This window comes from Buttiauxella selenatireducens (assembly GCF_031432975.1).
GTDB classification, from domain to species: domain Bacteria; phylum Pseudomonadota; class Gammaproteobacteria; order Enterobacterales; family Enterobacteriaceae; genus Buttiauxella; species Buttiauxella selenatireducens.
This window is the reverse complement of sequence record NZ_CP133838.1, coordinates 231,015-256,940: the sequence shown is the minus strand read 5'-3', so window position 1 is coordinate 256,940 and position 25,926 is coordinate 231,015. Positions and strand designations below refer to the sequence as shown.

Below are 25,926 nucleotides of genomic sequence, written 5' to 3'. Positions count from 1 at the left end.
CACTTACTTTAGTAAGCTCATTGGGACTCGTTCCTTTGCCGCCGCAATGCGGCCCGAATTACTTAGGGAGTTTGTTCGTGATAGCGATCATAAATTAGCTATCCCTGGCTTTTCTTTGGAACCGGTTCCATCTAGCGTAATAGAGACCATTACGACGCCGGAAGAAGTTAATGCCGAGAAAAATTATTATTGTTACCGCCGCTTACGGTCACGAACGTATCGCCGCTCTGGGTGGACAACACGCATTGCTGCCTGTCATCGCCAATGCCGGTGCTGACGGGGTAGAAATCCGCCGCGAATTATTTAGCGCCGTGCAGCTTGATGCCCTGCCAGAACTGGCGCAGCAAATCGCTGAACACCATCTCCAGGCCTGCTATTCCGCACCGGAGCCGCTGTTCATTGAGAACGGCAAACTGAATCCCCTGATCCCTTCATTGCTGCTCGAAGCCCATCAGCTCAATGCCAGCTGGCTTAAACTTTCTCTCGGCCACTTCCGTAGCAGTCAGCAGTTTCCTCTTTTGCAGCAGTGGCTTGCTCAAAGCGATGTGCCACTGGTGGTGGAAAACGACCAGACAAATTACGGCAAACTCGCCCCGATGCAGCGCTTCCAGGCCGCCTGCAACGTGCTGAACCTTCCCGTAACGCTCACTTTTGATATGGCGAACTGGCTGTGGGTCGATGAATCGCCAGAAGCCGCGGCTCGCGTACTTGCGCCGTCTGTCAGCTATATCCATGTTAAAGCCGCCGTTGCGCACCATTATCACTACCGCGCCATCGCGCTGGATGAGGCTGAACCACGCTGGCTGGAATTACTGAAAAACCTGCCAGCCGACGCGCCGCGCGGGATTGAATTTCCGCTTGAGGGCCGTGACCTGACCGCGGTCACCCGCCACTACGTCAACTTATTACGCGAGGAGTAAGAGATGTCGAAACAGCTTGATGTGATAACCATTGGTGAAGCGATGGCGATGTTTGTCGCCAGCCAAACCGGTAGCCTTGCCGCCGCAGAGCAGTTTGTCAAACGCGTGGCTGGCGCTGAACTGAACGTCGCCACCGGCCTTGCACGCCTGGGGCTGAAAGTGGGTTGGGTTAGCCGCGTGGGTAACGACTCATTTGGCCGCTATGTGCAGCAGCAGTTGGCGAAAGAGCAAATCGACGACCGTGGCGTCACCACTGACGAGCGCTATGCAACCGGCTTCCAGCTCAAATCTAAAGCCGAAAATGGAACCGATCCCATTGTGGAGTATTTCCGTAAAGGCTCGGCTGCCAGCCATTTATCCATTGCCGATTTCAATGAAGAGTACTTCTGTTCCGCACGCCATTTGCATTTGAGCGGTGTGGCGGCAGCGCTTTCTGACAGCTCTTTGGAACTGCTCAATCACGCCGCACGGGTAATGAAACAGAAAGGCAAAACGATTTCTTTCGACCCAAATCTGCGTCCGGTGTTGTGGAAAAGCGAAGCAGAAATGGTGAAGCAGTTGAATACACTCGCTTTCCAGGCCGATTGGGTTCTGCCCGGTTTGAGCGAAGGTGCATTGCTGACTGGGCAAAAAACCCCAGAAGCGATTGCTGATTTTTATCTGGATCACGGTGTGAAAACCGTGGTGTTGAAAACAGGCGCTGACGGTGCCTGGTTCAAAACTGCCGACGGTGAAAAAGGCGCGGTGAGCGCAGTGAGAGTGGAAAACGTTATCGACACCGTCGGTGCCGGAGACGGCTTTGCGGTGGGCGTGATAAGTGCCCTGCTCGAAGGAAAATCTTTACCACAAGCCGTTAGCCGCGGGAATAAAATCGGCTCACTGGCGATACAAGTCATCGGCGACAGCGAAGGGTTACCCACCCGAGCGGCGCTTGGCGAATAAACACTACCCAAAATTAAAAGACTGCATCGGCTGTGCCCTACACTCGGCATGATGCGACTCTCCTCAACATAGAGGCTAGCCTATGAAAACCCATACTATTGCGCCAAAACGTTGGTGGTACATCATGCCAATCGTGTTCATCACGTATAGCCTGGCGTACCTCGATCGTGCCAACTTTAGTTTTGCTTCCGCCGCAGGCATTAACGACGACCTGGGCATTACCAAAGGGATCTCGTCGTTACTGGGGGCGCTGTTTTTCCTGGGGTATTTCTTCTTCCAGATCCCCGGTGCGATGTATGCCGAACGTCGCAGCGTGCGCAAACTTATCTTCGTTTGCCTGATTTTGTGGGGCGGCTGCGCGTCGTTGACTGGCATGGTCAGCAATATTCCGGCACTGGCTGCCATTCGCTTTATCCTCGGCGTGGTGGAAGCCGCCGTGATGCCAGCGATGCTGATTTACATCAGTAACTGGTTCACTAAATCCGAGCGTTCAAGAGCTAACACCTTCTTAATCCTCGGTAATCCGGTCACGGTACTGTGGATGTCGGTGGTTTCAGGCTACCTGATTCAGGCCTTCGGCTGGCGCGAAATGTTTATCTTCGAAGGCATTCCAGCGGTTATCTGGGCCTTTGCCTGGTGGGTGCTGGTAAAAGATAAACCTGCGCAGGTGGGCTGGTTGTCTGAAGACGAAAAAGCCGCGTTACAGGCGCAGCTCGAAAAAGAGCAGCAAGGAATTAAAGCGGTGCGTAACTACAGCGAAGCATTCCGCTCGCGCAATGTTGTGCTGCTGTGTATGCAATATTTCTGCTGGAGCATCGGCGTATATGGCTTCGTTTTGTGGCTGCCCTCGATCATCCGTGGCGCTGGGGCGGCTGGCATGGGAATGGTGGAAGTCGGCTGGCTGTCATCGGTTCCGTATCTGGCGGCAACTATCGCGATGATTGTGGTTTCCTGGGCCTCAGACAAAATGCAGAACCGTAAACTGTTCGTCTGGCCTCTGCTGCTGATTGGTGCCATGGCATTCCTCGGCTCCTGGCTGGTAGGCGCTGACCATTTCTGGGTTTCCTACACCCTGCTCGTGATTGCCGGTGCCGCAATGTACGCCCCCTACGGCCCGTTCTTTGCGATTATCCCCGAAATGCTGCCCCGCAACGTTGCCGGTGGCGCAATGGCATTAATTAACAGCATGGGTGCATTGGGCTCATTTGTTGGCTCCTGGTTTGTTGGCTACCTTAACGGTGCAACGGGCAGCCCATCCGCTTCCTATGTTTTTATGGGGGTAGCATTGCTCGCCTCTGTGTGGCTAACTCTGATCGTAAAACCGGCGATAAACCAACACGTTCCGGTGGGAGCACACCACGCCTAATCTCGAGTCAGGCGGCCGTTATGCCGCCTGACTGTTACTGTTTTTAACTGCTTATCGGAGAACGCCATGAAGCCGCCCGTCATCCTCTACAAAACCCTACCTGACGACCTGCTTACCCGTCTTGAAAGCCACTTTACCGTCACTCAGTTGAAAGATTTAAGCCCGGAAACCATCAAGCAAAATGCGCAGACATTTGCCGAAGCGGAAGGAATTCTGGGCTCCAGCGAGAAAGTCGATAAAGCGTTTCTGGAACACACCCCCAAACTGCGCGCCGCCTCTACCGTTTCCGTGGGTTACGACAACTTTGATGTTGAAGCGCTCACTGAACGCCAGATTGTGCTGATGCATACGCCAACGGTCCTGACTGAAACCGTCGCAGATACCATGATGACGCTGGTGCTGGCGACAGCTCGCCGGGCGCTGGAAGTGGCAGAACGTGTGAAAATTGGCGAGTGGAAAGGCAGCATCGGAGCGGATTGGTTTGGTATCGATGTGCACCATAAAACGTTAGGTATTCTGGGTATGGGCCGCATTGGTCTGGCGCTGGCACAACGCGCGCACTTCGGCTTCAACATGCCAATCTTGTATAACGCCCGTCGCCATCATCAAGAAGCGGAAGACCGCTTTAACGCCCGCTATTGCAACCTGGATACCCTGCTGGCCGAATCTGATTTCGTCTGTATTTCTCTGCCGTTGACCGATGAAACGTATCATCTGATTGGCGCAGAGCAACTGGCAAAAATGAAGTCGTCTGCCATCTTAATTAATGCCGGACGCGGCCCTGTCGTTGACGAAAAAGCGTTAATTCAGGCACTGGTAGACGGCACCATTCACGCCGCAGGTCTGGATGTGTTTGAGCAAGAACCGCTGCCTGTTGACTCGCCGCTTCTCAGTCTGCCGAATGTCGTGGCACTGCCGCATATTGGTTCTGCGACACACGAAACACGCTACAACATGGCCGCCTGCGCGGTAGATAATTTGATTGCTGCTCTGAGTGGCAAAGTGAAAGAAAATTGCGTGAATCCACAGGTGTTGAAGTAAATCTTAGGGCCCGCGGGGAAACCTGCGGGCTTTAAATCACCGCTCTCGATTCAGTAATCGTCTGGGTAATCTGCTCTGGTGAATAATGCCAATAACCGTAATGCCATCTGTCACAACGCGGTAATAGATTGCATGGCTCATATAGGGAAAACTCCATACGCCTGGAAGCAAATCTTCCGCTTCGTCGGTTCCCATATGGGGCATTTCAGCCAAATGTTGCAACGTGACCCGCATCCCCGCCAGATAATCACGAGCCACCAGCCCGCCAAACTGTTTCAGCGAAAATCCCTTTATCTCGCGCAAATCCTCTCGCGCATCTTCCGTCAGTTTGTAGCAAGCCATTAAAGATCCTTCATTAGCTCGTCAAAAACAGTATCACCGTCATGTACCTGGCCGTTTTGGGCCTGGGCAATCGACCGGGCAAGCTTATCGCGCAGGCTTTGCAACTTGATGGCTTCGAGTTCGTTGTAATCCTCTATGGACATCACAACGACAGACGGCTTGCCATTTTTGGTGATACTTACTGGCTCGCGCTGGGCTTTGGCAATCATTTCCCCGAACTGGGTTTTAGCCTGATTGGCTGTGAAACTTAACATAACGCTACCCTCATATCGCCTGAATAGGTATAAATCGTTCGATTCATACCTATTTTGAATCATGCATGCTGAATGGGCAAGTAAGACTAGCGCTGATCTATGGGATAAAAAAATTAGGAGAGAAAGGTCTGGAGGGGCTTCGCAAAAAACTTAAAAGGCGGAAAGCACTTACGCTTTTCCGCCCTATAACACCGCAGAACGATTAGAAATCGGTCTTAGAGAAACCGGTCATTTCTTCGAGGTCCATCTCACGACCTAACGCCGTCATCGGATGGACGATAACCAGGCCGCGCACTGCTTTTTTCAGCTTGCCCATGTCGGCTTGTTCTTTCTTAGTAATTGGACGCTTGTACGGCATTGCCATCAGCTTTTGCGCTTCTTTGCTCAGCTTCTGGTTGCGCACCGCTTGCAGGCGAACAATCTCGATTTCCAGCTTCGCTTTCTCTTTTTCCAGCTCAACATACTTCTCAGCGTCATTGATCAGATGCAATTCAGGCATCTCGTGACGGATAGCGTCGAGACGATCGCTCAGGCGTTTGATTTCTGCTTTTTCGATTTCTTTCATTTTTGATTAACCGTGAATAACTTTTATTGCTGGCAAGGATACACCATTCGGCGTAAGAGGGCGAAAAGGGACTGCTATCGAGATGGCTTCTGGAAGGCTTTTTTTAAGCTGATCCGTGAGATCAGCTCGGTCAGGGAAAGCACCATCGTTGAACGAACGATTTGCTGATAACGCTGTTTTTGCATGATGAACAACTCAGGATCGCTGCCATCAACAAACTTTGGCGTCGGCGGTAGCGCTGAAACGCAATGCAATTCACCAAATGGGCCAAGCATCTCATCGTCGGTAAACGTGTATTCGTTGCCGTCGTGATTGAGTTCTTCACGCAGGGCCATCAACAGCTCGCAATCTTCGTATTCCGTGCGATTGAGCACGCCAAGACCGTAGATGAGTTTGAGACGGACGGAAAGATCACCTAATGGGCCATCACCATCCAGCAGCGGCTCAACGGCATATTTCACCGCATAGTCGTCTTTACGGAATACCTGAAGCACCAGGATATTAACCGCTTCGGTGAGAAGCTCAACAGCGGCAATGAGCAGGCTGCGTACGGTTTTGCCAGCATTAAGACGCTCAAGCACACGGTTTTCAAAGGCCTGGGTTTCTTCCATCGTTGCCTACATCACTAAAAGTATTATTGGGTGCAGCGTCTACTGCTGCTACTGCACCCGCTTTACATCACTATTTGCCGTTATAGGCATCCACTGCTTGTGCGACAACATCGCTATTTGCATCAAGGCCAGATATTTCAGCAAGCGTAGCCTGTGGGCCTTTTTCAGCCAGCAACTGCTCCAGTTCCTGCGCTTGCGGATCTTGCTCGCTGCGATAATGCATCGCCGCCGCAATCCCTTTGACCAGGTTCAGGTGCGGTAAACCGTATTCGATAGTGCCCAACAACGGTTTAATCAGACGGTCGCCCGCACTTAATTTACGCAAAGGTTGGCGACCCACGCGTTCCACATCATCTTTCAGATATGGGTTTTCGAAACGACCCAGGATTTTCTGGATATAGGCCGCATGTTTGTCAGCGTCAAAGCCATAGCGTTTGATCAACACCGCGCCGCTTTCGTCCATCGCCCCTTTCACCACAGCACGGATTTTCTCATCCAGAATCGCATCGCGAATGGTCTGATGGCCCGCAAGCTGACCAAGGTACGCGGTTATAGCATGACCGGTATTCAGCGTGAAGAGCTTACGTTCAACAAACGCCATCAGATTATCAGTAAGTTCCATGCCAGGAATGTTCGGCAGGTCACCTTTGAACTGAGTTTTATCAACAATCCACTCGCTGAATGTTTCAACGGTGACTTCAAGCGGATCGTTAGTAGCAGATTCTGAAGGAGGGACAATGCGGTCAACGGCGGAATCCACGAAACCAACGTGCTGCTCAACCCAAGCCTGATCATCCTCAGAAAGCACCTTCATGACATGGGCTTTAAGCTGGCTGGTGCCACGCACCATGTTCTCGCACGCGATAATATTCAGAGGTTTTTCATTGCCATTGGTACGACGCAAAACCAGACCTTTTGCCACTGCTGGCGCAATACGCTCCAGAACGACAGGCCCGACGGCCGTAGTGACCAGGTCAACGTCGGCAATCAGCGTGACAACATCTTCACCGATGCTACTGACGGCATTCACATTAGAAACGGTATCGATTTGCTTTTGCTCACCTACCACATGAACCTGGTAGCTATGACGCTCGTTCAGCGCATCCAGTACGGTTTGATTGACGTCCGCAAAGGTCAGTTGGATACCGGCATCTGCCAACAGTTTGCCGATAAAGCCACGTCCGATATTACCTGCGCCAAAATGTAATGCTTTCATGTCGTTTACCTTCTTAAATTTGAATCACCCGAGAGGGTTCGGGTGAGGAGGCTTGTGGTACTGACCACCCTCACCCTAACCCTCTCCCTGAGGGAGAGGGGATTATTCGTTTTCACCCTCTCCTGCGAGAGAGGGGATTGTTCGTTTTCACCCTCTCCTGCGAAAGGGGGCTTGCTTTACTCCCTCTCCAGGGGGAGAGGGCCGGGGTGAGGGCGACCAAAGCCACCCACACCACTCCTTACTTCTTACCTGCCAGCAGGTCGAGCACTTCCTGAACACTGGTGGTATTCGCCAGACGCTCAATCACTGACTCATCATCCAGCGCGTTGGTCAGGCTGGTGATGACCTGGATGTGTTCGTTATTACGAGCAGCAATACCGATAACCAGACGGGCAATATCATCAGACTCTTCACCGAAGTGAACACCGTGTGGATACTGGCAGAATACAACGCCGGTTTTCAGTACACGGTCTTTCGCTTCAACCGTACCGTGTGGAACGGCGATACCTTCACCCAGATAGGTTGGGGTCAGTTTTTCGCGTTCAAACATCGCATCCACATACTCAGGCTGCACGTAACCACCGTTCACCAACTGCTCACCGGCAAAGCGAATCGCTTCTTCTTTTGTCGCAGCAGTCAAGCCGAGGAACATGTTACCTGCGCCCAGACGGAACAGCCCTTCTTCGCTTGGCACAAAGCTGTCTTCCAGGCTGGTCATGACCTTAACTTCTTTCTCGCTCAGGTTATGAGAAGCCACCAGACGCTCGGTCAGGTTGGCGTACAGGCTGCTGTCGAGGAAGTTAGTCAGGGAAATATGCTGTGCCTGTGGAACCTGGCGCATCGCACGCTCGGTCAGGTCACGGTGCGTAATCACCAGGTCGACATCATCCGGCAAGCTGTTGATTGCACAGTTAGTGACGGAGATATTCTTCAGGCCTGCGTCGTTGACTTTCTTACGCAGCACGCCAGCACCCATGGCACTTGAACCCATACCCGCATCACACGCAACGATGATTTTGCGTACGTGGCTCAGGTCGTTAGACAGACCCGCACCGACCGCCAGTGGCGCAGCGCCGCCTTTGGATTCCGCTTTCATCTCAGCCATACGGCGAGCCGCTGCTTCGATATCGTCTTCTTCTTTCACTTTGCTGGTTTTCAGCAGAATCGCTGAAACCACGAAGGAAACCGCCGTTGCCGCCACAATCGCTGCAATGTTTGCGAAGTAAGCACCTTTTGGCGTCATCGCCAGAACCGCCAGGATGGAACCCGGAGATGCCGGAGAAACCAAGCCGCCGTTCAGGATAGTCAGAGTGAACACACCAGTCATACCGCCGAGGATAACGGCCAGGATCAGACGTGGGTTCATCAGCACATACGGGAAGTAAATTTCGTGGATACCACCCAGGAAGTGGATGATTGCCGCGCCGCCCGCAGACTGCTTAGCATTACCGCGACCGAAGAACATGTACGCCATCAGCACGCCCATACCTGGGCCTGGGTTTGCTTCAATCAGGAAGAAGATTGATTTGCCCAGTTCGTGAGATTGCTGAATACCCAACGGTGAGAAGATACCGTGGTTGATTGCGTTGTTCAGGAACAGGATTTTCGCCGGTTCTACGAAGATAGACGCCAGCGGCAGCATGTCATGGACAACCATGAAGTTAACGCCCGCCGCCAGAACCTTGGACAGGACTTCAACCGCAGGGCCGATACCCATGAACGCCAGAATCGCCAGGATCATACCGATGATGCCAGCGGAGAAGTTGTTCACCAGCATTTCAAAGCCGGATTTGATCTTGCCATCAACCCATGCGTCGAAATGTTTAATTGCCCAGCCACCCAGAGGACCTGCAATCATCGCACCGAGGAACATCGGCATATCCGCACCGACGATAACACCCATTGTTGTGATTGCACCGACCACACCACCACGATCACCACCGATTAAGCGGCCACCGGTATAACCAATGAGCAGCGGCAGCAGATAGGTAATCATCGGGCCTACCAGTTTCGCCAGCGTCTCGTTTGGCAGCCAACCCGTTGGAATAAATAAGGCCGTGATAATACCCCAGGCGATAAATGCGCCGATGTTTGGCATTACCATGTTACTCAGGAAGCGACCAAAGCTTTGCACTCTGATCTTGATATCGGATGACATACGCACACCCCTTATTGTGTTCACGTGCTGGAAAAGCAGCCCGAGGTTTATTGTTAAAATGTGGTGGCAAGCAGTGCTGCCAGATGCTCTAAGTGAGGCGAATCTGGCACGTGATCGTTAAGCTGTCCAGTGCGCGGGATTTTATGTGATATGCATCACTAAATGTGGGGTATGACGAACCGTGATCAGGCGATCTCGATCACATTTTTGGTGTGTAAAAAAAAGACAGCAGCGGTTTTTTGTTCATGAATGACGTTTATATGTGATTAAAATCACACTTCAAGGTCGTCACTTTGTTATTTATATGTGATCAATATCACAAAGTATTTTACGTCTATTTTCCCGTTTGTGATCCAGGGACATCCGGGCCTGCTTGCGCATTTCGTTTTGTCAGAAAATTACAGCGCAGCGGCAGGCGACGAAATGCGACGTAACTCACTCTTTATAGCCAGGCCATCAGACTCATCCGATCAAAAATCAAATAATAAACTCACTTGATTATTATCAATTCACCCAATCATCATGGTTTATCTTTTATACAAAGCGTGTAAAAGCAGAGCGGAAAATCACACTTCACTTCAAGAGGTACGTGCCATGGACTTACTCATCCGCTTCCCCTGGATTGCGTTTGTCGCAGCATTGCTATTCTTTGTGTTATGGCGCCTTCACCCGAAACGCTCATCGATGGTTGCGGCACTGGCATGGCTTATCTATGGCATTTATGAATTCACCATTTTCTTTCGTCTGACCTGCGACGACACCTGTATCCGTGTTGATCTGCTGGTTCTCTACCCGTTGCTGCTGCTCATTTCGCTATGGGCATTTATTGCCGCGCTATGTTTCCGAAAATCCTGACTTTTTAAAGCGCACTACCTTTTAAAGCATCCTGATCCATACTTAGTTTTTGTTAATTAAAAATGGACGATGTAATGAAACTAATTGGTAATTACACCAGCCCGTATGTGCGCAAAATCTCTGTCATCTTGCTGGAAAAAGGCATCACATTTGAGTTTGTTAACGACAACCCGTGGGTTTCAGAAAGCATCACGCCGCATTACAACCCGCTGGGCAAAGTACCCGCGCTAATCACCGACGATGGCCAATACTGGTTCGACTCCCCCGTTATTGCGGAATACCTCGAACTTTTGGATCTTGCCCCCGCATTCATCCCGCGTGATCCTCAAGCCGCACTGCAAATGCGACAAATGGAAGCCCTTGCGGACGGTATCATGGACGCAGCGCTGGTTTCCGTACGCGAACGCCAACGCCCCATTGAGCAGCAATCAGAAGTCGAACTACTCCGCCAACGGGAAAAAATCAGCCGTGGCCTGACGCTGCTCGAACAATACGCAGCAGACAAGAAGCTGGACGCGGAAAACATTTGTGTCGCAACAATCGCAGTGGCCTGCGCAGTGGGTTATCTCAATTTTCGCCGCGTTTCCCCAGGCTGGTGTGTTGACCGCCCGCATCTGGTGAAACTGGTAGAAAAACTTTTCGAACGTGAAAGTTTTGCCCGCACCGAACCGCCAGCAGCATGATCTAACTCTAAATATAAACGCTTGGCTGCACTACCAGGCGTTTCGATATTAAGCAACTCCACTCTAACCCCCGCTCTAATAAAAAAGTCCGTTTTCAGACAATCTATAAAAAAGCATCACCCTTTACCCATTATTAGCGTAGAAAAATGGACTCATTATTAGTGTCATTTCATGAGTTGTACTAATGTCCTCCATTGGTTCAAAAAATGAAGAAGCTATAAGAAATCTCACAAAAGAAATTTGTGAGAATGTCGACCACAGTCCTCTTATTCTCGAAGAAAAATTGGCGGCCGTCATGATGGTCTGCTTTGAAATACTCTCAGCCATTCCAGCTAATGAAATAAGAATGCACGTTTCTGATGGGCAAATTCTTTGTCTACAACTCAAACAGCCTGAGACAACAACTCATTAATACGGGAATCACTATTATGGCAAATAATATTTATCTCTCTTTAACCGGCGAACAGCAAGGATTGATATCAGGCGGCTGCTCTTCTTATGATTCAATAGGCAATGCCTATCAGGCATCCCATCGAGATCAAATACTGATTTACGAGCTTTCCCATGCTATTTCCCGTGAGCAAAACGTTAATCACCAATCGGTAACGTTCAAAAAGCCGATCGATAAATCATCTCCACTATTAGCTTCTGCAATATCCAACAATGAGAAAATGGAGGCAGTATTTGAAGCGTACAGAACAGATAGATCCGGCATTCAAATTCTATTTTACCGTATTAAACTAATCAAAGCGACCATTGCCGACTTCAGTTTCGTCTCGCCAAACTCATTGACCCACAATGACGCCCAACCCATAGAGACTATTTCTTTAAAATATGAAAGCATAACCTGGGAACATGTTTTAGCGGGGACATCCAGTTATAGTCTATGGGAAGACAGGATATTTTAATATGGACGGTTTATTTGGCAGTGACAATGGTCGCATGAATGATTACTACAGAACCATGGGAGGTCTTGAAGCTCGTGCTGTAACCGAAAGCGGGCTAACTGCTGCACAGTTCATAACTGATGCCAGAATTAGGATGGATTTTAAAAATAATCTATCTCTTTTTATCGCAAATAAACTAGAAATAATTAATGGTGAATACTCATCACAACAGAAATCGCTAGCCATAAATGAATTAAAACAAGAGCGAGATTATTTAATCAAACAGGAAAACCTGATTCGACAAAGAAAAGCCAAACAGTATGCCGTTGCGGATGTCAGAAAAAATCAGGGTACGATGTTTTATTTTATCAAGGAAGTGGGATTTGTAGGTGGGATAGCTGAAGTCGGCGTCGGTATCAATATTATCGAAAGTGGAATTATGCTGAGCAGCACAGGCTTTGGCGCTATTATAGGAATTCCTGTAATATTTTGCGGTATAATTATCACGCTTCATGGATTTAATGCAATGCACGAAAATGGAGGTGCTTTTCTTAATTCAGACCCAAATTACAAAGGTTTTTTATCAAAAGTGTATGAAGGAGGTGCAGAAATGCTAGGTTACCCTAAATATTATGGAGATATAGTATATGGCGGTATCGATTTAATAACATCAGCTAAAGGGCTTTTTTCTTTTGTTACAAAACCTGATGCATGGAGACTATTTAAGTATCTTAATGCCGATTTGGTTATGGGATTCAGAGCCATGAGTATTCCAGCCCTGACCTTAGAAATCAGTGTTGATGGACTAACAATACAAAGCATTCACAATAACCTTCCGCCCGATAACACGGGCAGAAGATAGACAAATACACATCATCACCAGTCAATTTTTCTTGCAACCCTTCTGGCTTTATAACACAAATCTAGCGCAAGTAATTTCATCAACAAGACTAATCCCGCGAACATTACAATAGTTATCTTCGCGGGATTTTCATCTCCATTTAAGATGGGCAGCGAAACCGCGAGTATTGCAAGAGTAGTGAATAAAAACGATAATATCGTAAATCTCTTTGAGAGCTGCATGATAATTATTTCAATCGGCTGATGTCCCTTAAAAGATACACTCTCAATTATAGCTATTTGTTTATCAGAAAATCGGTTTCTTCTCATCAGTAAAATAATGTCACTATTCCCCATATTGCCCACATCTTTTAACGAGCTTAAATCTGCATTTGAATCTTCCGCCTCTTTATATTTCCGATTTACAACTTGCATGAATTTATAGCATTTTATTATGCAATTCATAGCAGTAGTTTTGAATAAAAAATATAGCATTAAAAAATACACCACAAGAATCATCAATTTTGAAATTGAACTATGGTCTATAGAGATGACAATCGAGAATAAAACAGCGCTGCAAATGAGACAGGAAAATATCACATTTTTAAAATGTCTGGCAAACTCACGCACAACCCATTCAAGAGTTGCTGGATACTTTTCAGCGGTAAGCAATAATTTACCTATTTCCTTTTTCGTAAAGCCATTTTCATTCATCAGCTTTATTAAGCGTTCTTCATCCATATGAACCTCAAATATATAAACACCAGTCCAGTAATTCTACGCGCCTTTTCCCTTTAATAGAAATAGTCGATATCGTAAAAACAGATGCCAATAAAATAAACTCACATTAAATATGCCAGGTTTGTCTCACCGCCCCCTAATTAACCGACGTCAATCAGGCAGAAAGCACCATGACACACCCCCAGATCCCCCTGTAAACTATCGCGAAATTTCACCACTCTGCGGCCTGTTATGACACCCCATCGCACCTTGTACAGCCATCTTCCGGCGATCGACAAATTGTTACGTGACGCCTCATTCAACGCCTTGATGCACAAATTCGGCCACACTCAGGTGGTCAATACCCTGCGTGAGATGCTGGAAATAGCGCGCGAACATATCCGCACGCGGGAAACCCTGCCATCCTGGAATGACGATTGGGCAACACAGGTGCAGACACGTCTGGAATCCAGCCAGCGCAGCGCACTGCTGCCGGTGTTTAACCTGACAGGCACCGTACTGCACACTAATCTGGGCCGGGCGTTGCAGTCGGAAGCGGCGATTGAAGCGGTGACTCAAGTCATGCGCCATCCCATCACGCTGGAATATGACTTACACGGCGCGGAACGTGGGCATCGTGATAAAGCGCTGGCATCCCTGCTTTGTGAGCTGACTGGCGCTGAAGATGCCTGCATCGTCAATAACAACGCGGCGGCGGTGTTATTGATGCTGGCGGCCTGTGCCAACGGTGAAGAAGTGGTGGTATCACGTGGCGAACTGGTGGAAATCGGCGGGGCGTTTCGAATTCCGGACGTGATGCGTCAGGCGGGCTGCCAATTAGTTGAAGTCGGCACCACCAACCGCACGCACCTGAAAGATTATCGCCAGGCCGCAGGTGAAAACACGGCGCTGTTGATGAAAGTCCACACCAGCAATTACCAGGTTGCCGGCTTCACCAAAGCGGTCGACGAAGCCGAACTTGTCGCACTTGGCAACGAGCTCAATATCCCCGTCGTAACAGACCTCGGCAGCGGCTCGCTGGTTGATCTTAGCCAGTGGGGATTGCCGGAAGAACCGATGCCACAGCAACTGATTGCGGCAGGCGTGAGTCTGGTGAGTTTCTCCGGCGATAAACTTCTCGGTGGGCCACAAGCAGGCATTATCGTTGGCAAAAAAGAACTGATTGCCCGTATTCAGCAGCATCCGCTCAAACGGGCGTTGCGCGCTGACAAAATGACACTCGCCGCACTGGAAGCCACATTGCGCCTGTATCAACATCCCGAAACACTGGTCGAAAGGTTGCCGACATTACGCCTGTTGACCCGCAATGCAGCTGACATCGCCGAACAAGCCAATCGCCTGTTACCCGCGTTCCAGAGTAAATTTGGTGCGCAATTTACGGTGCAGGTCGAACCTTGTTTATCGCAAATTGGCAGCGGCTCGCTGCCGGTTGACCGTTTACCCAGCGCGGCACTCACGTTCACGCCTAAAGATGGCCGCGGCACCACGCTAAGTTCGCTGGTAGAAAGCCTGCGCGATTCATCCACACCCGTTATTGGCCGCATCAACGATGGACGTTTATGGCTGGATTTACGCTGCCTTGAAGATGAATCAGCCTTCATGGAGAACCTGAACTGATGATTATTGCTACCGCCGGGCACGTTGACCACGGCAAAACGACACTGCTACAAGCCTTAACGGGCGTGAACGCTGACCGCCTGCCGGAAGAAAAAAAGCGTGGCATGACCATCGATCTCGGATACGCCTACTGGCCGCAACCGGATGGCCGCATTCCCGGTTTTATTGATGTGCCAGGCCATGAAAAATTCCTCGCCAACATGCTGGCAGGCGTAGGCGGTATCGACCATGCGCTGTTAGTGGTCGCTTGCGATGACGGTGTGATGGCGCAAACCCGTGAGCACCTCGCCATTCTGCAATTAACCGGGAAACCGTCTCTGACCGTCGCATTAACCAAAGCTGACCGCGTGAGCGCTGCGCGTATTGATGAAGTACGGGCAGCGGTTGTGGATACCCTCGGCGAATTCGGTTGGCAAGACGCGACGGTATTTGTCACAGCGGCCACCAGCGGTATCGGAATTGACGAACTACGTGAGCACTTACTTACACTGCCAGAGCGCGCACATCCGCGTCAGCATCGTTTCCGCCTCGCCATTGACCGTGCTTTTACCGTAAAAGGTTCAGGCCTGGTAGTGACCGGTACGGCGTTAAGTGGCGAAGTGAATGTGGGTGATTCGATATGGCTGACGGGTGCTGATAAACCGATGCGTGTGCGCGGTCTGCACGCGCAAAACAGCAAAACGGATACCGCCTGTGCCGGGCAGCGCATTGCTCTCAACATTAGCGGCGATGCGGAAAAAATTGATATCAAACGTGGCGACTGGTTACTGGATGAAAAACCACTCCAGCCGGTTGAGCGCGTGATTGTTCAGCTGCAAAGCCATGCACCGCTGCAACAATGGCAGCCGCTGCATATTCACACCGCCGCAAGCCACGTTACGGGGCGAATTTCGCTGCTGGAAGACGACCTCGCCGAACTGGTGTTGGATGTCCCGCTGTGGCTTGCCGACAACGACCGCCTGGTGCTGCGCGACATCAGTGCTCGGGTAACGCTGGGTGGAGCGCGAGCCATACTTTTGCACGCACCGCGACGGGGTAAACGCCAGCCGGCATTTTTGGCATGGTTGCAGCAGCTTAAACTCGCTGAAAATGACCAACAGGCGCTCAATATTCACTTGCAGCGCAGTGCCGTCACGCTAACTGACTTCGCCTGGGCACGGCAATTGACAGCTCAGGGTTTGCAAGCGTTGCTGGCCGACACCGACTCTCTGCGCGCGGGCAACAATCTGCTCAGCGACGAAATGGCGGCGCGCTGGAAACAGAAATTGCTCGACACACTCGAGCGTTATCATCAGCAGCATGACGACCAACCCGGCCCTGGCCGCGAGCGCCTGCGCCGCATGGCGTTACCAGGTGAAGACGAGCCGTTGGTTCTGGCGTTAATAGAAAAAATGCGCCAGGAAGGGTTACTGGCAAGCCGCCAGGGCTGGTTGCATTTACCCGACCACAAACCGGGTTTCTCAGCAGAACAATGGGTTGTCTGGCAAAAAGTCGATGCGCTGTTTGGTGATGAGCCGTGGTGGGTACGTGACCTGGCACGAGAAACGCAGCAAGATGAACAAGCCATGCGCCAGCTGCTGCGATTTGCCGCACAGCTTGGGCTGGTCACTGCGATCATAAAAGATCGTTATTATCGAAATGATCGGATTCAGGTTTTCGCCAATTTGATCCGTGAATTAGATCAAACACAAGGTGCCACCAGTGCGGCGGATTTCCGCGATTCCCTGGGCGTTGGCCGCAAACTCGCGGTACAAATTCTTGAATACTTTGACCGCATTGGTTTTACCCGCCGTCGTGGTAATGACCATCTGCTGCGAGATAAGGCGTTGTTTATGGAAGACAAATAACCGATGCCCCTTTTATAGATATATCACTGTAATCAATAATAAGACTGTCAGTGATATGTCTATCCCTATGATTTACAAATAATAAATAACATTGATTCATCTTAAATTTTCCTTTTTGTGGCGCAGATTCCACTTCCTCTTTATTCATCTTTAACTTTTCCCTTATAAGAATATGTTGTCAGTCATTATCATTAACTAAGGATAGTTATTATGGCTGCAACCACGTTTTACATCCCTTCCGTCAACATTATTGGCATGAACTGCCTCGATGATGCATTAAACAACCTACGTGAATATGGCTTACAACGGGCGCTGATCGTCACCGATACCACTCTCTCAACTCTGGGCATGGCAAAACAGCTGCAACAAGCGCTGGAAACCCGTGATATTCAAAGCTTCGTATTTGACGGTACCCATCCAAACCCAACGACCAGCAATGTTCAGGCCGGGCTGGCACTGCTGCGCCAGCACAATTGCGACTGTGTGATTTCACTCGGTGGCGGCTCACCTCACGATTGCGCCAAAGGTATTGCCCTGGTGGCAACTAACGGTGGGAAAATCAATGATTACGAAGGCGTTGATCGTTCTAAACACCCTCAACTGCCAATGATAGCCATCAACACAACCGCAGGCACGGCATCAGAAATGACGCGTTTCTGCATCATTACCGACGAAGAGCGCCACATCAAAATGGCCATCGTCGATAAACACGTTACGCCGATAATGTCGGTAAACGATTCCGCACTGATGGTGGGAATGCCGAAGTCATTAACCGCTGCCACTGGCATGGATGCGCTGACTCACGCCGTGGAAGCCTATGTCTCCACTGCGGCAACGCCAATCACTGACGCCTGCGCACTAAAAGCAGTGACCATGATTTGCAAAGCTCTACCCATCGCGGTAGCAGAAGGTGGCAACGAACAAGCCCGCGAAGAAATGGCTTATGCGCAGTTCCTCGCAGGTATGGCCTTTAATAACGCCTCGCTCGGTTACGTTCATGCAATGGCGCACCAGCTCGGTGGTTTCTACGACTTGCCGCACGGCGTCTGTAATGCCGTGTTATTGCCTCATGTACAGAAATTCAACAGTTCTGCTGCGGCTGGTCGTTTGCGAGATGTTGCTGCGGCGATGGGCGTGGAAGTTAAACACATGTCCGATCAAGACGGTGCACAAGCCTGTATCAAAGCCATTCAAAAACTCGCAAGCAGCGTCAATATTCCAGCGGGTTTACGTGATTTGAATGTGAAGGAAAAGGATATTGCCGAGCTCGCAGCAAATGCGCTTAAGGACGCCTGCGGTTTTACTAACCCAATCCAGGCCACTCATGCAGATATTATGGAGATTTACCTGGCGGCAATGTAGGTATTACGAAACGTGTTGTAGGCCGGATAAGCGTCATCGCCATCCGGCACTATTTGCTCATAAATACTGATGTAAACGGTGAATGGCGCTGCCGCTTATCCCCCTGCAAAACCTGCTCAGTTATACAATTTAAAATCATCTAACCATTTAATTAAATTAACCTTTCTGACGCACTTCAAGTTTTTTTCTTTCAATTTAAAGGAGTATGGATTTATTCTCACAAATGAGGTTAACACCATGGATTTTATGGAAAAATTAAGCACCCTTTCGGCAAAGTTAAAACAACAAGCAAGTGCGATTCAAACTGAAGAAGCCACGAAAACCGCGTTTATCATGCCATTTATCCATAATGTTTTAGGCTATGATGTTTTTGATCCTACAGAAGTGATTCCAGAATTTATTTGCGATGTAGGGACAAAAAAGGGTGAAAAGATCGATTACGCTATTTGTAAAAATGGCGAAGTACAAATCCTTATTGAATGTAAAAAAATTGGTGACGCACTGAATCTGAACCATGCCTCTCAGCTATTCAGGTACTTTCACGTTACAAATGCACGTATTTCAATTCTAACAAATGGCCAGGTCTATAAATTTTTCACCGATCTTGATTCTCCAAATAAAATGGATGAAAAGCCATTTCTTGAATTCGATTTACTTGATATTGATGAGTACGTTTTACCGGAATTGCGCAAGCTAACTAAATCCGCATTCGATGTTGAGTCAATTATCAACGCAGCAGGAGAGCTAAAATATCTCAGCCAAATAAAGAAATTAATTAGCTCACAATTTACTGCTCCCGACGAAGATTTCGTCAAATTCTTCGCATCACGAGTTTATGATGGAATCATCACGCAAAAAGTCCGGGATTCATTTACAGAATTAACCAGAAAAGCAGCAACCCAATTCCTGAACGACCAGATAAATGAAAGACTGAAATCAGCCATAAGCGGTGTGCAAAATCCACCAGTTACAACAGAAATATCTTCAGGAACAGAACCAGAAGAACAGGGGCCTGGCGACGAAAATGAAATCCAGACCACCCTTGAAGAAATGGAGGGGTATCACATCGTCAAAGCAATTGTGCGCACTGTTGTGGATGCTGGTCGAATAAGCCAAAGGGATACCAAAAGCTATTTTGGTATTTTGCTGGACGACAATAATCGTAAACCTATATGCCGTTTACATTTTAATCGCAGCCAGAAGTATATTGGTATTTTTGACGCAGAGAAAAATGAAACACGCCACCCAATTGCAACACTGGATGATATTTATCAGCACGCCGATTTATTGAAATCAACGGCTTGTTTGTACGATTAATATCAAGGAAGTTTCATAGGCCGAATATGCACCATCCGGAAAAAAAGTAAATGGTGGATGGCGCTGGCGCTTATCCACCTTGCAAAATCATTCCGCTGTTGGAATACTCAAAGATTCCAACAGCGTATTGCCAATAAACTGCTACCCGTCAGAACAGCCCTAACGGCTTATCGGAATAACTCACCAGCAAACATTTAGTTTGTTGGTAATGCTCCAGCATCATTTTATGCGTTTCGCGCCCAATACCAGATTGTTTATAGCCGCCAAACGCAGCATGCGCCGGATAAGCGTGATAACAGTTCGTCCACACGCGCCCCGCCTGGATGCCACGGCCCATTTTGTACGCCAGATTACCGTTACGGCTCCAGACACCCGCGCCCAGGCCGTATTCCGTATCGTTCGCCAGCTCAAGCGCCTCTTCCATGGTCTTGAAGGTGGTGACGGCGAGAACAGGTCCGAAGATCTCTTCCTGGAAGACACGCATGTTGTTTTTACCAAACAGAATGGTCGGCTCGAGGTAATAACCGGCTTTCAAATCGCCTTCCAGCGCTTTACGACGCCCGCCGGTGAGCACATCTGCGCCCTCTTTTTTGCCGATATCAATGTAGTTCAGGATTGTTTCCATCTGCCCTTGCGAAACCTGCGCACCCATTTGTGTACGGGAGTCCAACGGGTTGCCACTGCGGATAGATTCGACGCGGCGAATCGCACGTTCCATAAAACGTTCGTAAATGGATTCCTGCACCAGCGCGCGGCTCGGGCAGGTACACACTTCGCCCTGGTTAAAGGCAAACAGCGCGAAACCTTCCAGCGCCTTGTCGAAGAACGCGTCCTCTTCGTCCATCACATCAGCAAAGAAGATGTTCGGGGATTTACCGCCCAGCTCCAGCGTCACCGGAATAATATTCTGGGTCGCGTACTGCATGATCTGTTGGCCTACTTCAGTGGAGCCGGTGAACGCCACTTTGGCGATGCGTTTTGACGTCGCCAGATATTCACCGATTTCACCACCAGCACCATTCACCACGTTGATGACGCCCGGCGGCAGTAAATCCCCCACCAGTTCCATCAACAACAATACGGAAAGCGGGGTCAGACGCGCCGGTTTCAGCACGATGCAGTTACCTGCCGCCAGCGCCGGAGCCATTTTCCAGCTCGCCATCAGCAGCGGGAAGTTCCACGGAATAATCTGCGCCACCACGCCAAGCGGTTCGTGGAAGTGATACGCCACGGTATCGCCGTCAACTTCACTGATCCCGCCTTCTTGTGCACGAATACAGGATGCAAAATAGCGGAAATGGTCGATAGCTAAAGGTACGTCAGCACCGCTGGTTTCGCGGATTGGCTTGCCGTTATCCCAGGTTTCCGCCGCCGCGAGCAGCTCAATGTTCTGCTCCATACGATCGGCAATTTTAAACAGAATATTGGCGCGTTCCTGAACGGACATTCCGCCCCAACCTGCTTTTGCTTCATGCGCCGCATCCAGCGCTAAATCGATATCGCCTTTACTGGAACTGGCAATCTCACACAGCGGTTGGCCCGTCACAGGCGTCAGGTTTTCGTAGTATTGTCCTTCAACCGGTGGGACCCACTGGCCACCGATAAAGTTGTCGTAACGCGGTTTAAGTTTTAGCGGAAAACCATACTCGCCAGGGATGATTCGGGTATCTGGAGGATTATTTGTCATGTGTATCTCCTTGTCGGTTGCACACACAAGCGTAGTCGCCAGTGGTGATTTCTTCGCCAATGTTTGAAGGCTTTACGACACAGGTCACGGATTAAAAATCGAATGATTCAGAGTATTCAGCCAGCAGGCAGAATGATTTGAGACATACTTAATGATTCCCTTTTTTCCATTTCCCCATTTATTAGACCCTAAAGATTTCGAGGAATGCTGATGCGCCTGTTTATTGGTTTCGATGTAGGCGGTACCCATGTTAAGCACGGTTTATTCACAGAAGAGGGAGAGGTGCTGATTGCCGAAGAATATGACACACACTATGACAAGCAGCTGTTTCTTGATGCCTGGCAAAGTGTGGTTGCAGGCTATCGGCAGCATAATGAAATTGCCGGTATTGCCATCAGTTTCCCCGGATACATAAACCCTCATACCGGAAATGTCCCCAAGGCTGGCGCGCTAGAGTTTCTTGATGGCAGCAATCTACTGGAGATTTTCGGCGCATTAACCGACCTTCCGATTACCGTTGAAAATGATGCCAACTGCGCCGCACTCGGTGAGATGTGGCTGGGCGCGGGGAATGAGTATGAGTCACTGGTCTGCATCACCATTGGCACCGGTATCGGCGGTGGGATTATCGTAAACCGCGAATTAATGCGTGGTTCGCACTTCCGCGCGGGCGAGTTTGGTGTTCTGCCTGTGGGAAAATACGGTGAAGACATGCACCAGCTCGCCTCTGCCAAAGGGCTGATGGAAGCATGCCGCCGCGAAATGAACATCCCCGCCGAAGAGAAAATCCGTGGTCAGGATATTTTTGCCCGCGCCGAAACAGACCTGCATATTCAGGGCGTTATCGACAACTGGGTGAAATATCTGGCGCGCGGAATTTATAGCGTAGTATCGCTGTTCGACCCGCAGGCCATTTTACTCGGCGGTGGCGTCAGCACACAGCCAATGCTGTACCCAATGCTGGAGCGTCATCTCGAAGGATTTAAATTCTGGGATGTGCTGAAAGTCCCGATTCGCCCTTGCAAGCTGGGCAATAAAGCCGGAATGCTTGGCGCGGTGTGGCTGGCGAAGCAGAAATAGCCGGTGTAAATAGGTGGATGTCGCTTACGCTAATCCACCCTCAACTTTTACTCGCCATTCACCCAAATACGCATTTCCCCTTCCCCACGGTTTGCCCAACTAAACCACGGAATAAAGGTCAGCTTCTTCTGCTCGGCTTTCACCGGCGATTTATCGTAGTGATACAACGCCTGTTGGTCGGCTTTCTCGCAAGTCTTCCGCAGGCCATCGGCCTGAATCAGCACTTTATGGGCGAAGATGCCTTTGCCTTCAATCAAACTAAATGTGCTCTCTTTTGGCAGCCAAAGGTTATGCAGTTCCGCGCCGTTATCCGCTTCTTCCAGGCAATACACCAATGGCCCGCGCTGCACCGCCACTTTCCCGGCTACATGGCGCAATAACGGATGACCATACACACGGCGAACCGGCATTGGCAGCGTCAGAGTGAGGTGGTCACCCTCTTGCCATAGACGATGAAGATGCAGATAACCTTTGCGCATTTCCCCTTTGCAGCTTTCACCGTTGAGCAACACTTGCGGGCTTTCGCACCAGTCTGGCAAACGCAACGCGAGAGTGTGTTGCACCGGCAGCGCAGAAGTCACGGCTATCTCGACCTGTTCGTGCCACGGATAATCGCCACTAATTTTCAGGCGTAATGCTTTGTCACCCACCGGCACTTCCATTTCGTTTCCAACATACAGATGTACATACAACGCGTCCGGTTGCGGGGTGTAAATGTAATGGCCGAGCGAGGTCAGCACACGCGCGATATTGGGCGGGCAGCAGGCGCAGCCAAACCAGCGCTGGCGAACCGGTTTCACGTGGTCATAAATATGGTTAAACGCCAGGGTTTTCGGATGCACTTCCAGCGGATTAACGTAGAAAAAGTGTTTACCATCCAGCGCCATGCCACCCAGAACAGTGTTGTACAACGCACGTTCCATCACGTCTGCAAAACGGCTGTCAGCTTCCAATTGCAACATGCGGCGGGCGTACATCATCAGTCCAATAGAAGCACAGCTCTCTGCATAAACCGTGTCATTTGGTAAATCGTAATCCGAGCTGAATGCTTCGCCGCTGCTTTGCGAGCCAATCCCACCAGTAATATACATCTGGCGCTGCACCATGTTGTCCCACAAACGCAAACAGGTCTGGCGCTTCTCTTCGTCTTTATGCAGCCGCGCAAGGTGCGCCACGCCCGCCATCAGGTAAACAAAGCGCACCGCGTGGCCAATGGCCGTTTGCTGTAACGCCAATGGTTCATGCGCCTGACTGTAGGCTTTGTCTTTCACCATCCATGCCGGGCCGTGAATGTTCCAGTGCGAGGTACGCCCACGTTTTTCATATTCAATATCGTAAAAATGCGGCTGTGCTCCACGCTCTTCAACAAAGTAATTCACCAGATCTAAATAGCGCTGATTGTCAGTCACTTCATACAAGCGCATCAGCGCCAGTTCGATTTCAGGATGCCCCGGATAGCCATGGAGTTGGTCCGCGCCCGGACCAAACACACTGTCGATGTGGTCAGCCAGACGACACACCACATCTAACAAGCGGCGTTTTCCCGTCGCCTGGAAGAAAGCCACACCGGCTTCAATCATGTGCCCTGCGCAATAAAGTTCGTGGCATTCGGCGAGATTCGTCCAGCGCTCGGTCGGGGCTTTGACGGTGAAATAAGTATTCAGATAACCGTCTTCACACTGCGCCGCTTCAACCAGTTCGATAACGTCGTCGGCGGTTTTTTCAAGCTCTGCGTCTGGTTTCTGGCACAGTGACCACGCCACCGCTTCCAGCCATTTCGCCACATCGCTGTCCTGGAAAACCATGCCGTAAAACTCGCCATCTTTACGCCCTGCGGCAATCTCAAAATTCTCGATGGCGTGGCTCGGGTCAGCCTCGGTAATGCGATCATTTAACGCGTCCCACTGATAGGGGATCACCACATCGCGCACCAGCCGTTGGTACTGGCCCAAAAACGCATCTGTCACTTTCAGTTTGTGCAGGTCTACTTCCTGTAAAATATCAGGCTGATTCATAACAACTCCTCAGGCGGTCTGGACATGGCGCTGACGTAGGTCAGTGGAAATTTGCGCCATCATGGGGTTATTCAAACGGCAACGGCGAATCGCCAGAGCCAGTAACAGATGGAATGCGGCCGGCAACAAGGTTTCCAGCGCGGTAATGCCTGATAACGACGCCGCTGTTTGGTGTTCTGGGCCTGGCTGATAGGCCACGAATATAAACACCAGACTGATGATTCCGGCACTGGCGGCCCAGGCTAATTTGATAAAGAACAGATTGAACGCGAAGTTCATGCCAGATGAACGCACACCGGTTTTCCATTCGCCGTAATCATCGGCAAATGCCATGATGGAAAAGTGCAACGGCAACGTGAAACCGAGAATCACGCCATTTGCCAGTATCACGAACAACCATAAGGTCTGGAACGCCGCGCCGGTAGGTAAAAGCCACATGCCAACGGCAAGAACGGCCAACACCAGATTGGTGTAGTAATAGAGTTTTACGGTATCGAAACGCTTAGCCAGCGGGTTAACGATCACCGCACCCAGAATCGATGCGAACGTCACCATGGTGAAGAACAGAGAGGCAAAGCCAGCGCTACCTTGCAGTACATAGGTGATGAAATACATGTAGCCGCCACCGCGCAGGTTAAACACGTTGATCAGCAGGAACGACATCACCAGGCTCAGTAACAGTTGGTCATTTTTACGCAGGCCCGCCAGGTGTTCGCGCAGGGTAAATTTGCCCATCAACGCCAACGGCACACGTTCGCGCACCCAGAAGAAGCAGCACAGGAACATTCCCACCGCCACGGTACACAAAATGCCGACACCCATCTGGTAGCCTTTTGCGGCGTTGCCCTGACCGATGATTTCCACAAGCCACGGCAAACCAACGGATACCAAAAAGCCCGCTACGCCACACAGCACAAAGCGCCAGGACTGACAGGAAATCACTTCATCGTGGCGAGTTGTCATGGTGTTGATCAACGCACAGTAAGGCACGTTGATGGCGGTATAGCCGATGGAAAGCAAAAGGTAGGTACCGAATGCCCAAAGGATTTTCATATTGGCGCTGAGGTCTGGCACGGTGAAGGTCAGCACGCCGATAACGCCAATCGGCACCGCAACCCACAATTGCCACGGGCGAAAGCGCCCAAAGCGGCTTTGTGTACGGTCAGCCAGAATCCCCATCAGAGGGTCGGAAATGGCGTCAAAGACACGCAAAGCGATAAACAGCGTGCCGACAATAGCGGGGGTTAATCCAAAAACATCGGTATAGAAAAAGGTGAGGAAATTCATGATAAGACAGGTGATAACTGTTCCGCCCGCATCACCTAATCCGTAACCTATTTTCTCGCGTATCGAGAGCCTGTCATTTAAAGCCGAAGTTGAAATATCAGTATTATTTATAGGGGTAGAGGTCATGATTTACGCCTCGATATTTTATGGGTATTTGGATTTAAAAACTGGGTTTGTTATTTTTGTATTTGCAAATGACCTACATAAATTGGCACTCAATCTAGAGAGCAACAAGGCGAGAGAAAAGTATAAAAAGATGACAATTCCGACCTAAAGATAAAACTGTGAACAAG

23 protein-coding genes and 1 pseudogene are annotated in these 25,926 nt (G+C 50.0%); 14 read left to right on the top strand and 10 right to left on the bottom strand.

Annotated features, from left to right (window positions below; translation table 11 throughout):
* The first annotated feature begins 170 nt into the window (after positions 1-170).
* The 4 genes from RHD99_RS01095 (at position 171) to ghrB (ending at position 4,269) form a co-directional block, all read left to right on the top strand.
* The gene (locus tag RHD99_RS01095; protein ID WP_309877192.1) at positions 171-920 is read left to right on the top strand and encodes a sugar phosphate isomerase/epimerase family protein; all 750 of its coding nucleotides are present in this window, start codon (positions 171-173) and stop codon (positions 918-920) included.
* Positions 921-923: 3 nt separating this feature from the next.
* Entirely contained in the window at positions 924-1,862 is a 939-nt protein-coding gene (locus RHD99_RS01090) for a sugar kinase (RefSeq protein WP_309877191.1), read from the top strand.
* Between the two features lie 82 nt (positions 1,863-1,944).
* On the top strand, positions 1,945-3,228 hold the full coding sequence (locus RHD99_RS01085; RefSeq protein ID WP_183272235.1) for an MFS transporter: 1,284 nt from the start codon (positions 1,945-1,947) through the stop codon (positions 3,226-3,228).
* Between the two features lie 66 nt (positions 3,229-3,294).
* Complete coding sequence (ghrB, locus tag RHD99_RS01080) at positions 3,295-4,269, top strand: glyoxylate/hydroxypyruvate reductase GhrB (protein WP_309877190.1); 975 nt, start codon at positions 3,295-3,297, stop codon at positions 4,267-4,269.
* Positions 4,270-4,305: 36 nt separating this feature from the next.
* On the opposite strand, the gene RHD99_RS01075 is transcribed toward ghrB, so the two are convergent.
* The 6 genes and pseudogenes from RHD99_RS01075 to RHD99_RS01050 form a co-directional block, all read right to left on the bottom strand.
* A complete protein-coding gene (locus tag RHD99_RS01075) occupies positions 4,306-4,611 on the bottom strand; it encodes a type II toxin-antitoxin system RelE/ParE family toxin (protein ID WP_309877189.1) in 306 nt (101 codons plus the stop codon).
* The gene (locus RHD99_RS01070) at positions 4,611-4,865 is read right to left on the bottom strand and encodes a type II toxin-antitoxin system Phd/YefM family antitoxin (protein WP_183272232.1); all 255 of its coding nucleotides are present in this window, start codon (positions 4,863-4,865) and stop codon (positions 4,611-4,613) included. Before RHD99_RS01070 ends, RHD99_RS01075 begins: the two co-directional genes overlap by 1 nt.
* 202 nt (positions 4,866-5,067) lie before the next feature.
* Complete coding sequence (locus RHD99_RS01065; protein WP_183272231.1) at positions 5,068-5,430, bottom strand: YibL family ribosome-associated protein; 363 nt, start codon at positions 5,428-5,430, stop codon at positions 5,068-5,070.
* 74 nt (positions 5,431-5,504) lie between these two features.
* Positions 5,505-6,072, bottom strand: a pseudogene (mtlR, locus tag RHD99_RS01060) (mannitol operon repressor MtlR); the annotation flags it as partial.
* A gap of 39 nt (positions 6,073-6,111) precedes the next feature.
* The gene (gene mtlD / locus RHD99_RS01055) at positions 6,112-7,257 is read right to left on the bottom strand and encodes a mannitol-1-phosphate 5-dehydrogenase (protein WP_309877188.1); all 1,146 of its coding nucleotides are present in this window, start codon (positions 7,255-7,257) and stop codon (positions 6,112-6,114) included.
* 238 nt (positions 7,258-7,495) lie between these two features.
* Positions 7,496-9,415 carry a PTS mannitol transporter subunit IICBA gene (locus RHD99_RS01050; protein ID WP_309877187.1) on the bottom strand — a complete coding sequence of 640 codons (1,920 nt, stop codon included), beginning with the start codon at positions 9,413-9,415 and terminating at the stop codon, positions 7,496-7,498.
* Between the two features lie 594 nt (positions 9,416-10,009).
* Here RHD99_RS01050 and RHD99_RS01045 point away from each other — a divergent pair.
* The 5 genes from RHD99_RS01045 to RHD99_RS01025 all read left to right on the top strand — a co-directional run bounded on the left by RHD99_RS01045 (position 10,010) and on the right by RHD99_RS01025 (position 12,702).
* Positions 10,010-10,270, top strand: coding sequence for a hypothetical protein (locus RHD99_RS01045; RefSeq protein WP_309877186.1), 261 nt, complete (start codon positions 10,010-10,012; stop codon positions 10,268-10,270).
* A gap of 74 nt (positions 10,271-10,344) precedes the next feature.
* Positions 10,345-10,953 (top strand): glutathione S-transferase, encoded by a 609-nt coding sequence (locus RHD99_RS01040; protein WP_309877185.1) that lies wholly within the window; start codon positions 10,345-10,347, stop codon positions 10,951-10,953.
* A 184-nt stretch (positions 10,954-11,137) separates the two neighbouring features.
* A complete protein-coding gene (locus RHD99_RS01035; RefSeq protein ID WP_309877184.1) occupies positions 11,138-11,365 on the top strand; it encodes a hypothetical protein in 228 nt (75 codons plus the stop codon).
* Between the two features lie 16 nt (positions 11,366-11,381).
* Positions 11,382-11,861: an Hcp family type VI secretion system effector gene (locus tag RHD99_RS01030; protein WP_183272225.1), complete on the top strand. Its 480-nt coding sequence runs from the start codon at positions 11,382-11,384 to the stop codon at positions 11,859-11,861.
* A gap of 1 nt (position 11,862) precedes the next feature.
* Positions 11,863-12,702, top strand: coding sequence for a DUF4225 domain-containing protein (locus RHD99_RS01025; protein ID WP_309877183.1), 840 nt, complete (start codon positions 11,863-11,865; stop codon positions 12,700-12,702).
* Between the two features lie 14 nt (positions 12,703-12,716).
* Here RHD99_RS01025 and RHD99_RS01020 read toward each other — a convergent pair whose 3' ends face one another.
* On the bottom strand, positions 12,717-13,421 hold the full coding sequence (locus RHD99_RS01020; protein ID WP_309877182.1) for a hypothetical protein: 705 nt from the start codon (positions 13,419-13,421) through the stop codon (positions 12,717-12,719).
* 231 nt (positions 13,422-13,652) lie between these two features.
* Here RHD99_RS01020 and selA point away from each other — a divergent pair, with 231 nt between their 5' ends.
* The 4 genes from selA (at position 13,653) to RHD99_RS01000 (ending at position 19,564) form a co-directional block, all read left to right on the top strand.
* Positions 13,653-15,038, top strand: a complete 1,386-nt coding sequence (gene selA, locus RHD99_RS01015; protein WP_309877181.1) for an L-seryl-tRNA(Sec) selenium transferase — start codon at positions 13,653-13,655, stop codon at positions 15,036-15,038.
* Complete coding sequence (gene selB, locus RHD99_RS01010) at positions 15,038-16,885, top strand: selenocysteine-specific translation elongation factor (RefSeq protein WP_309877180.1); 1,848 nt, start codon at positions 15,038-15,040, stop codon at positions 16,883-16,885. Before selA ends, selB begins: the two co-directional genes overlap by 1 nt.
* A 210-nt stretch (positions 16,886-17,095) precedes the next feature.
* The gene (yiaY, locus tag RHD99_RS01005; RefSeq protein WP_309877179.1) at positions 17,096-18,247 is read left to right on the top strand and encodes an L-threonine dehydrogenase; all 1,152 of its coding nucleotides are present in this window, start codon (positions 17,096-17,098) and stop codon (positions 18,245-18,247) included.
* 237 nt (positions 18,248-18,484) lie between these two features.
* The gene (locus tag RHD99_RS01000; RefSeq protein ID WP_309879050.1) at positions 18,485-19,564 is read left to right on the top strand and encodes a type I restriction endonuclease; all 1,080 of its coding nucleotides are present in this window, start codon (positions 18,485-18,487) and stop codon (positions 19,562-19,564) included.
* 148 nt (positions 19,565-19,712) lie between these two features.
* Here RHD99_RS01000 and exaC read toward each other — a convergent pair whose 3' ends face one another.
* Positions 19,713-21,251, bottom strand: a complete 1,539-nt coding sequence (gene exaC, locus RHD99_RS00995; protein WP_183272220.1) for an acetaldehyde dehydrogenase ExaC — start codon at positions 21,249-21,251, stop codon at positions 19,713-19,715.
* Between the two features lie 210 nt (positions 21,252-21,461).
* On the opposite strand from exaC, the gene RHD99_RS00990 reads away from it, so the two are divergent.
* A complete protein-coding gene (locus tag RHD99_RS00990; RefSeq protein WP_183272219.1) occupies positions 21,462-22,331 on the top strand; it encodes an ROK family protein in 870 nt (289 codons plus the stop codon).
* A gap of 47 nt (positions 22,332-22,378) precedes the next feature.
* On the opposite strand, the gene RHD99_RS00985 is transcribed toward RHD99_RS00990, so the two are convergent.
* Entirely contained in the window at positions 22,379-24,346 is a 1,968-nt protein-coding gene (locus RHD99_RS00985) for a glycoside hydrolase family 127 protein (RefSeq protein ID WP_309877178.1), read from the bottom strand.
* A gap of 9 nt (positions 24,347-24,355) precedes the next feature.
* Positions 24,356-25,759, bottom strand: coding sequence for an MFS transporter (locus tag RHD99_RS00980; protein WP_309877177.1), 1,404 nt, complete (start codon positions 25,757-25,759; stop codon positions 24,356-24,358).
* Positions 25,760-25,926: the final 167 nt, after the last annotated feature.